The organism is Desulfococcus sp., assembly GCF_050178255.1.
In the GTDB taxonomy this organism is placed as follows: domain Bacteria; phylum Desulfobacterota; class Desulfobacteria; order Desulfobacterales; family Desulfococcaceae; genus Desulfococcus; species Desulfococcus multivorans.
Map to the genome: position 1 here is coordinate 1 of NZ_JBFXGG010000130.1, position 7,920 is coordinate 7,920.

The window sequence follows — 7,920 nt, forward strand, 5'->3', positions numbered from 1 at the left end:
GGTTGGCACTCGTCAGCGTTAGTAGTTGAGTCTGAACCATTGCCCCGATTCGAGGGGATTGAGACGGTGCTGCGTGGGTCGGTCATCAAGTGTCTAACTTGCGTCTGAACCATTGCCCCGATTCGAGGGGATTGAGACGTCCGCTCGAACCCATCCTTCAGAACCTCGGTCGTGAGTCTGAACCATTGCCCCGATTCGAGGGGATTGAGACTGATAAGGGACCCAGATGTCAGACAGTTTACTACACTCGTCTGAACCATTGCCCCGATTCGAGGGGATTGAGACTTCAGCAAAAGGGATTTTCATATTGCCTCCTCAATCTGTCTGAACCATTGCCCCGATTCGAGGGGATTGAGACATATCGATTGGTTCCCGGTTGCGGAATTGTTTGACAACGTCTGAACCATTGCCCCGATTCGAGGGGATTGAGACACTTCACCAGGCAGGACATCGGTTTGCAGTCCGGTCCAAATAGACCAACACCACGGCTCCCGGGGAGGCGGTTCTGAAAAGGCGATTCCTCAATATCGCCCGACAGCCGTTGACTCGAATTTCCGCGTGATCGGCGGCTCGCAATTGTGCGATATGCCGGGTCGCCGGCTCATTACGGACTGCATTGATCGCGCGTTTGCATCCACCCGGGGTACCGACCAGCGTTAGCCGCTATTACCTTCCAATTATCCGACCTTCAGCATTCCGACAGCTCTCTGTCTTCATCACCTTATTATGTCGGATCTGTCCGATAGGTATTTATACCTATGCGGCAATAGGCACTTGTACGCATTGACTTGATCGGAAAAAGTATTTTAAGATCGCGCGTGGATCCGGCCGGAGGCGGCCAAAAAGCAGATCATTGTTATCGAAGCGCCGGCCAACGACAGCCAACCATAACGAGCAGGAATTTTCGAAGGATGAAAAACGACCGGTGAAGCCGACACGGGAACGAATGCTCAAGGCCCTGGGAAAAGGACAGGGCATTGGGAATGCCGTCCCTGTTTTCCGGAAAAGCTCCCTCATCGGTATTGATGGCGGGGCTTTTTTTGTTTTGAAATCGGGAGCGGGATTCAGTGTGAATGATATTGAGGGCGTGCAAAATTGCCCGAACCCACTCTCTATAATATCAGGTCGAATTGACAGGATCATCAATGAGTAAGCGAGGAATGGACGCATGTGCAATCAAGATCGATACGCCGAATTTCGAGAGAAGTATACGCATGAAGATAACCTGTTAAATCATCGGATATCTTGGCTGATCATGTCTCAGACCATTTTGTCTGCTACTTATAGCGTTGTGATAGGGGCATCTCGGAATGTAGCCTGCCAGGATCAACTGGACCTGATCATAACATACGGGCCATGGTTGGGCATTTGTCTTGTGATAGTGTCTGCAGTGGCTATTGGGCTTGCGATAGTCGCGCAAAATAAAATAATAAAGGAGTGGCGTTGGATACGCAAGTGGAACGATCAAAGAGAATTAACCGCAATTGAATCAGATTTCGGATATGTTGCCCCGATTGGGGTCCCGTTGATTTTCTTTATCGCTTGGATTGCCTTGTTGCTATTGTGAGCGACTCAAGAACGCTTATGGACATCGGATAAGGCGGACCGGGTAAGAGCCTGCTATCTTCATGCCTGCCTGAAGTGGGTGGTGCGGGATTATTTGACCAACGCCTCTCTTAGGGAACGTTTTGGCATGGAGGAAAAGAATAAAGCATCTGTTTCCAGGTACATCCGCGAAGCGATTGAAGATGGGGCCATAAAGCCTTTTGATGAAAGCGCACCTAAAAAGTTTATGAAGTATGTCCCGTTCCCCCCTGGGCGAAAGCTTAATTGATGGGTAATTGATGGGGGCGTGAATGAAGCCAACCGACACCAGCGGGAAGCATCTGGAAACCATCATCGTCGCTGCTCTGGTGGAGGATGCCGGTTATGTTCGTGGTACTATTGGAGGTAAACCGTGGCCGCAAAAAATGATAAATATACGTACCGGGTTACCGGGTCTGAAGATGATAATGAGTATGTGGGACTGTGTGCTGAATTTCCCAGCTTATTAATCCGGCAATTAAAGATCCGAACAAGAAGTTGTTAAGAATATTGCTGACAACCTAAAATATTTGATCAAGAAAATCATGGTCTGTTTCTGTAAATAGTTGCCGGTTTAATAAGTTGGCTGGACGATACCCCGGAAAAGGCCCTGAAAGGCATACGAAATCTTGTAGCGGATGTGTTGTCGGACATGGGACAAACCGGTGAGCCAGTCCCGGAGCCAATCGCAGGCAAACATTTCAGCGGGAAATTCATGGTCCGGGTGCCTCCTGAGGTACATAGAAAATTGGCCATACAAGCTGCTGAGTCCGGCGTTAGCCTTAATCGTATTGCAAGTTTCAAATTGAGCCAATAATATTTAGACAATAATAATATAGATCTGTACACGACCATGCCTTCCACATCACGGGCGGCAATTCCGCTGCGCTGCGTAACCTGTACGGCCGGCGCAGCGCCGTACGAACGATGAAAGAGACGATGTTTGAAGCGCTGGAGAGAATCAACGAACGTCCCGAACCGTTCGAATTCTACACGGCAAGCGATCTGTGGACTGACGAGCATACCTCGGCGCGGATGCTTTCGTTGCACCTCGATGAGACAATCGACGTTTCATCACGGAAGGCGGCGTTCATCAATCGATCGGTGAAATGGATCACATCCCGATTCGATATCGACAGGAACCGCACGATTGTGGATTTTGGCTGCGGTCCGGGATTGTACACAACGCGTTTGGCGAAGCGCGGGGCGGATGTGACGGGCATTGATTTCTCGGGGAGGTCCATCCGGTATGCAAGGGAAGTCGCCGCCCGCGAACAGTTGAACATCAACTACGTGAACCAGAATTACCTTGACTTTGAAACAGAAAAACGATTCGACCTGGTGTTGATGATCATGTGCGATTTCTGTGCCCTCGGCCCAGCACAGCGGAGAGTGATTCTCGACAAATTCCACACGCTTTTAAAGCCGGGCGGCTCGGTCCTTCTCGACGTCTATTCTCTGTCGGCGTTCCAACAAAGAGAAGAAGCGGCCATATACGAACAGAACCTGCTCGATGGATTCTGGTCGCCGCACAAGTATTACGGCTTTCTGAATATCTTCAAATATCACAGAGAGAAGGTCATGCTTGAAAAGTACACGATTGTTGAGCCGGCCCGCACCAGAACGGTATACAACTGGCTGCAGTATTTTGCCCTGGAGGACCTGGAGAGCGAGTTCCTCGAGGCGGGATTTTCCATTGACGGGATTTATGCGGACGTCGCGGGAACCCCGTATGATCGAAATTCGGACGAATTTGCCGTTATCGCCGGGAAGGCGTAGAGGACAGATCTCCGCAGTGCACCCGGGCGGCAATTCCACTGCGCTGGCATCCCGCCGGTGAAGGCAATGTCAGGCAGCCAAAATTGAAAGTGATCAACCGATGAGCTATATTGGATCTAACCCGGAAAAACAATAAAATCAATGTGGCAGGTGATCGGAATATTTTATTCGGAGCTATTGAAAATTTAAAAGGGTGATAAAAATGAAGTTTAGAATTATTATTGAACAAGATGAAGATGGGATGTTTGTGGCTGAAGTTCCTGCCTTGCCGGGTTGTATTTCCCAAGGCACAACGCGAGAAGAATCGCTTACAAATATAAAAGATGCCATTATCGGATATCTGGAAAGTTTGAAAAAGCATGGAGATCCGATACCCCCGTCAATATACGAAGAGGTAATCGAGGTAGCGGTGTGAGCAAGCTACCCAAAATATCCGGAAAAGCAGCGGTGTCTGCATTGTCAAAAATCGGATATGGAATCGATCATCAAACAGGAAGCCACATGATACTTAGGCAATCTGCTCCGCCAAATCGACGGCTCACAATACCCAATCACAAAGAATTGGCAACAGGTACACTACGGGCAATAATCAGGCAAGCTGGGTTAACAGTCGAAGAGTTCATGAATCTGCTTTGAGGCGGGATCTTGAACGCGTGAGAAAGCAAGAGGGATGTGTCTATATCATCCACGAGCTTCGTCAAGAGGTCGGTTTTGAGTCTTCGATCTGAATCCCAAAAGGAATGGGAGGCTTTTTAAGGACTGAATCATGGACATGTGGAAATTCTACGACATCACTCACCGCGAACACGTGGTGTGCAACCCTGCGAGCGAGGAGAAACTGGCGCGTCTCGTGGCGCTCCTGCGCCTCCCGACCGGCGCACAGGTGGTTGACATTGCGTGCGGGAAGGGCGAGTTCCTGATTCGCCTGGCAAAGGGCGGTAACGTCCCAAAATAGCCGGAGGGAGACAGATCAATGAAAATTACTCAGATTCGTAGTGCAACCCTACTGATCGACTTTGGGGGTACCCGTTTTCTGGTCGATCCCGTATTGGCGGACAAAGACAGCTACCCGGGCATTCCCGGAACATACAATGCTCATCTCAAATGGCCGAAAGTCGATCTGTCCTTGCCCATATCCGAGGTCGTCGATGTAAATGCCGTCATCGTCACCCATACGCATCGAGATCACTGGGACGAGGCGGCGATGGCGGCAATTCGCAAGGACATGCCCGTCTTCGCGCAGCACGAGAATGACGCACGCCTGATCAAGGACGCAGGATTCACTGATGTGCGCATCCTCTCGGAAGATTCGACGTTCCGTGGCGTCTCGCTGATCAAGACTCCCGGCCAACACGGCTCCGATGAAGCAATGGCGGTTGTCGGCCAACTCTTAGGCCAGGTCTGCGGCGTTATATTCAAATCCGGAGATGAGAAGACCCTTTACCTTGCCGGAGACACTGTCTGGAACCGATATGTCGAAGACACCCTGCGAAACCACTCTCCAGATGTGGTCATTCTCAACAGTGGCGACGCACAAATTCCCGGACTCGGGCCGGTCATCATGAACAAGGAGGATGTCTACAAGGTTTTCAAAGCCGCCCCGAGGGCAACGCTGATCGCGAGTCACATGGACGCTGTAAATCATGCGGCGCTTACCCGCGCTCAACTCCGGAACTACTCGGCCAAAACCGGCATGGTCCACCGCCTGCTCGTGCCTGAAGATGGCGAAACGCTGATCTTCTGAGACGGCGGATCGCTCGAACCGATCCGCTGCCAGGCGGTCACGGTTACATCCAGACCATCCCCGCCAACGCATGCGCAAAAGTGCCCGGCAACGTCACGATGCGTTTAAAGCCGTTAATGGCGCAACCTGCTGTAGCGTTCTCTCTCGAAGTGTCCGCCATGATCGTCAAGCCCACTTCCAGCAGTGTCCGCATTTGACGGTTATTGCTGCGGAAATGGCCGCGAGGTTGATTCTATCTCAAAGACCTGAGCTTGTTCGATGCGCCGAAGATGGATTTCTCCATAAGATGGATACCAGGATCGGGGCCATGATAACGCGCCTGTTTCGGATTGTCTGCCTGAAGCTGCGGTTATCGGTTGATCACCCTGCAACGGGATGAAACCCTGTTCATCCCCAAAATCGAAAACGGGTTGTTCAGAGACCAATATGTTGCATCGCAGTTATTATTTTGTCGGAGCTTATCGGCTCCGATATTTTTCAAGATAAAATATATAATTAATAACACATATAATTCAAATAGATAAAATTTTCAGCAAAAAACCGTATCTACGCGATGAAAATATATGTTGCATTGCAGCAATAAAGGTGACATAGTTATTTCCGAATCGCGTATTCAGTGCCGTTCGCACAGATTTCAGAGGAACTGAAACTTTTTAGATATCGCGGCCGGAATAAATGCGTTGATTTTGCAGTACATTCCTCGGCAGATGCCGGAAAGCAGATGATTCGAGGAAAAACGCAACAAAACACAGGAGAGAAAAAAATGGAACAGATGAACATGTTTAAACAGATGATCGATTTCAACAACGCCGCCTTCAATAACACCTTCAACGCAATGGTCACGCTCCAGGAACAGATGGAAAAAACGACCAATACGCTGATCGATATGGCGACCTGGCTTCCCGAAGAGGGCAGAAATGCCATCAAGGGTTGGGTTGGAACCTGCAAAGCGGGTCGGGAAGAGTTCAAATCCGCCATCGATGAAAACGTCAAGAAGAGCGAAGAATTTTTCAACACCGCAAACTAACGCATGACGTATTGAGCGGCAACTGCACCATCTTCTTTTTTCATGGCCCTTCGCATGAAGGACCATGAAGATATCGACCAGGGGAATGACCGTATGAAGGCATTCATTCGGAAAACCCCTGGCTCTTCTTTTATGGGGCAATCCCAACCCGAACCCATTGAAGCCACCAACGGCCATAGTGACCGCGATACTACAGTAGCGGCTCGATGGGCAGCCACGAAAGAACCGTAACCAGCGCCCGCAGCCGCCAGGAGGTCTCCGGCTCCGTTGTGTGAAGGATCTTATCGCCCCCCCTTTCCTCCTCCCATTGCAGATTACCGTCGCGGTCCAACCGCACTTGATAAGCGAACGGGTTAATCTTTTTCGTGAACCTGTCGGATATGGCGCCGGCCAGTCGGGGGCTTTCGATGACAAAGCCCATCTCGGTATTGAGAAGCGCCGAACGCGGATCGAAATTGAATGAACCGACAAAGATCCGCTCCCCATCCAGAGACAAGGTTTTGGCATGCAGACTTGCGGCTGAACTGCCAAGCGGCCCCCTGTCTTCAAGGGCGGAACGGATCACGCCCGCGCTTTTCTTCATTTCGTAAAGCGACACGCCCTGCTGCAGAAGTTTTTGGCGGTGTTTTCCGTAGCCCGCGTGAACGGCGGGAACATCCGTTGCCGAAAGAGAGTTGGTCAGCACATGGACACGGAGCCCTTTCCGGGCAGCCCCCCCGAGCGCCGAGGTCCCGATTCTGGTAGGAACAAAATAGGGAGAGACGAGTTCGATCTCCTGTTTTGCCGTGCCGATCCTTTTGAGCATGTTGGTTCCGATATGGTCCGCCGGTTCCACCGCGCCGAGCCCCTTGGCGGGATCGTCGCTGATCAGGTGAACCGGAACCCATTCGAAGGAGAGTCGTCCGTTTTTAAGATCCTGCACAAGGGTGTTTTCTGAAACGGCTTTCCGGTAGACGCGGGCTTCCGGGGCCTGCATGATCGCTTGCACCCTGCGGCTGAGCCGTTGGAGAGCTTCTTCCGGAGGTGCCGATACCAGCCGGTCGATGGGGTATGCCGAGCCGCTGGCCCAATAGCGGTCGAAGTTGTCGGAAATCCGCGGCACCACATCGCCCACCGCCAGAACGTCGAGATCGATGAAAAAAAACGACTGATCGGCGTCGAAATATTCGTCGCCGACATTGCGGCCTCCGACAATGGCCACCTGATTGTCCACGACAAGAGCCTTGTTGTGCATGCGCCGATTCACCCGCCGGAAATCGGTGAGATAGTTGAGCCACGGCCAACGCCGTTGTACGAAGGGATTGAAAAGCCGAACTTCGATCAGGGGATGGCGGTCAAGGGCCGAAAGGAACGTATCCAGATCCGTGCCGTTATCGTCTAACAGCATTCGAACCCGGACGCCGCGCAGGGCGGCTCGATACAAGGAATTGAGCAGCAGCGTGCCCGACAGATCCCCGTGCCAGATATAGACCTGAACGTCGATGGAGATTTCAGCGCTGTCGACCAGCAGCTTCCGCACGGCGAAGGCGTCCCGTCCGTCCGCCACCGGAACGACGCCGGAGCGATCGGGGTGGGCGGCCGCCAGGGACGCCAGCGTCCGGCCGATCCGGGTGTGGGATGTGTCTGAAAAGGCCGTTGTGAACGATCGTCCTTCAAGACTGGGCAACGGGGGGTGGAAGAGCAGCAATGCCGCCCATCCTGACAGAATCACCGTCATCGCCCACAAGAGAGTCCGAAAGAGGCCCCTGAGAAAAAATCGGCGTTGGCGCATGGTCTTTCCCCCATC

General features: G+C 51.8%; 10 protein-coding genes and 1 CRISPR repeat array. Of the genes, 9 read left to right on the plus strand and 1 reads right to left on the minus strand.

Translation table 11 applies throughout. The features are described 5' to 3' along the window. Positions 1-29: 29 nt before the first annotated feature. Positions 30-432: a CRISPR direct-repeat array (repeat unit 36 nt; unit sequence GTCTGAACCATTGCCCCGATTCGAGGGGATTGAGAC). 1,261 nt (positions 433-1,693) lie between these two features. The 9 genes from AB7S84_RS15275 (at position 1,694) to AB7S84_RS15315 (ending at position 6,134) form a co-directional block, all read left to right on the plus strand. Further along, positions 1,694-1,834 (plus strand): hypothetical protein, encoded by a 141-nt coding sequence (locus tag AB7S84_RS15275; protein ID WP_428155532.1) that lies wholly within the window; start codon positions 1,694-1,696, stop codon positions 1,832-1,834. Between the two features lie 22 nt (positions 1,835-1,856). Next, positions 1,857-2,054: a hypothetical protein gene (locus AB7S84_RS15280; RefSeq protein WP_040416847.1), complete on the plus strand. Its 198-nt coding sequence runs from the start codon at positions 1,857-1,859 to the stop codon at positions 2,052-2,054. A 182-nt stretch (positions 2,055-2,236) separates the two neighbouring features. Continuing rightward, positions 2,237-2,401 carry a type II toxin-antitoxin system HicB family antitoxin gene (locus AB7S84_RS15285; protein ID WP_257785905.1) on the plus strand — a complete coding sequence of 55 codons (165 nt, stop codon included), beginning with the start codon at positions 2,237-2,239 and terminating at the stop codon, positions 2,399-2,401. Positions 2,402-2,523: 122 nt separating this feature from the next. Continuing rightward, a complete protein-coding gene (locus AB7S84_RS15290; RefSeq protein ID WP_040416850.1) occupies positions 2,524-3,363 on the plus strand; it encodes a class I SAM-dependent methyltransferase in 840 nt (279 codons plus the stop codon). Positions 3,364-3,565: 202 nt separating this feature from the next. Next, positions 3,566-3,778 (plus strand): type II toxin-antitoxin system HicB family antitoxin, encoded by a 213-nt coding sequence (locus tag AB7S84_RS15295; protein ID WP_040416853.1) that lies wholly within the window; start codon positions 3,566-3,568, stop codon positions 3,776-3,778. Positions 3,779-3,810: 32 nt separating this feature from the next. Further along, positions 3,811-3,999: a type II toxin-antitoxin system HicA family toxin gene (locus AB7S84_RS15300; protein ID WP_353740093.1), complete on the plus strand. Its 189-nt coding sequence runs from the start codon at positions 3,811-3,813 to the stop codon at positions 3,997-3,999. 130 nt (positions 4,000-4,129) lie between these two features. Continuing rightward, the gene (locus tag AB7S84_RS15305) at positions 4,130-4,318 is read left to right on the plus strand and encodes a hypothetical protein (RefSeq protein ID WP_020878760.1); all 189 of its coding nucleotides are present in this window, start codon (positions 4,130-4,132) and stop codon (positions 4,316-4,318) included. Positions 4,319-4,336: 18 nt separating this feature from the next. Further along, the gene (locus AB7S84_RS15310) at positions 4,337-5,107 is read left to right on the plus strand and encodes an MBL fold metallo-hydrolase (RefSeq protein ID WP_020878761.1); all 771 of its coding nucleotides are present in this window, start codon (positions 4,337-4,339) and stop codon (positions 5,105-5,107) included. 763 nt (positions 5,108-5,870) lie between these two features. Beyond that, entirely contained in the window at positions 5,871-6,134 is a 264-nt protein-coding gene (locus AB7S84_RS15315; RefSeq protein ID WP_020878762.1) for a hypothetical protein, read from the plus strand. 190 nt (positions 6,135-6,324) lie between these two features. Here AB7S84_RS15315 and AB7S84_RS15320 read toward each other — a convergent pair. Then, a partial coding sequence (locus AB7S84_RS15320; RefSeq protein ID WP_428155538.1) for a phospholipase D family protein occupies positions 6,325-7,920 on the minus strand: 1,596 nt, incomplete at its 5' end.

Coding starts and splice junctions, on each gene's coding strand:
- AB7S84_RS15290 (WP_040416850.1), top strand. CDS start 2,524: ATGTTTGAAGCGCTGGAGAGAATCAACGAACGTCCCGAACCGTTCGAA.
- AB7S84_RS15305 (WP_020878760.1), top strand. CDS start 4,130: ATGGACATGTGGAAATTCTACGACATCACTCACCGCGAACACGTGGTG.
- AB7S84_RS15280 (WP_040416847.1), top strand. CDS start 1,857: ATGAAGCCAACCGACACCAGCGGGAAGCATCTGGAAACCATCATCGTC.
- AB7S84_RS15275 (WP_428155532.1), top strand. CDS start 1,694: ATGGAGGAAAAGAATAAAGCATCTGTTTCCAGGTACATCCGCGAAGCG.
- AB7S84_RS15315 (WP_020878762.1), top strand. CDS start 5,871: ATGGAACAGATGAACATGTTTAAACAGATGATCGATTTCAACAACGCC.
- AB7S84_RS15295 (WP_040416853.1), top strand. CDS start 3,566: ATGAAGTTTAGAATTATTATTGAACAAGATGAAGATGGGATGTTTGTG.
- AB7S84_RS15310 (WP_020878761.1), top strand. CDS start 4,337: ATGAAAATTACTCAGATTCGTAGTGCAACCCTACTGATCGACTTTGGG.
- AB7S84_RS15285 (WP_257785905.1), top strand. CDS start 2,237: ATGGGACAAACCGGTGAGCCAGTCCCGGAGCCAATCGCAGGCAAACAT.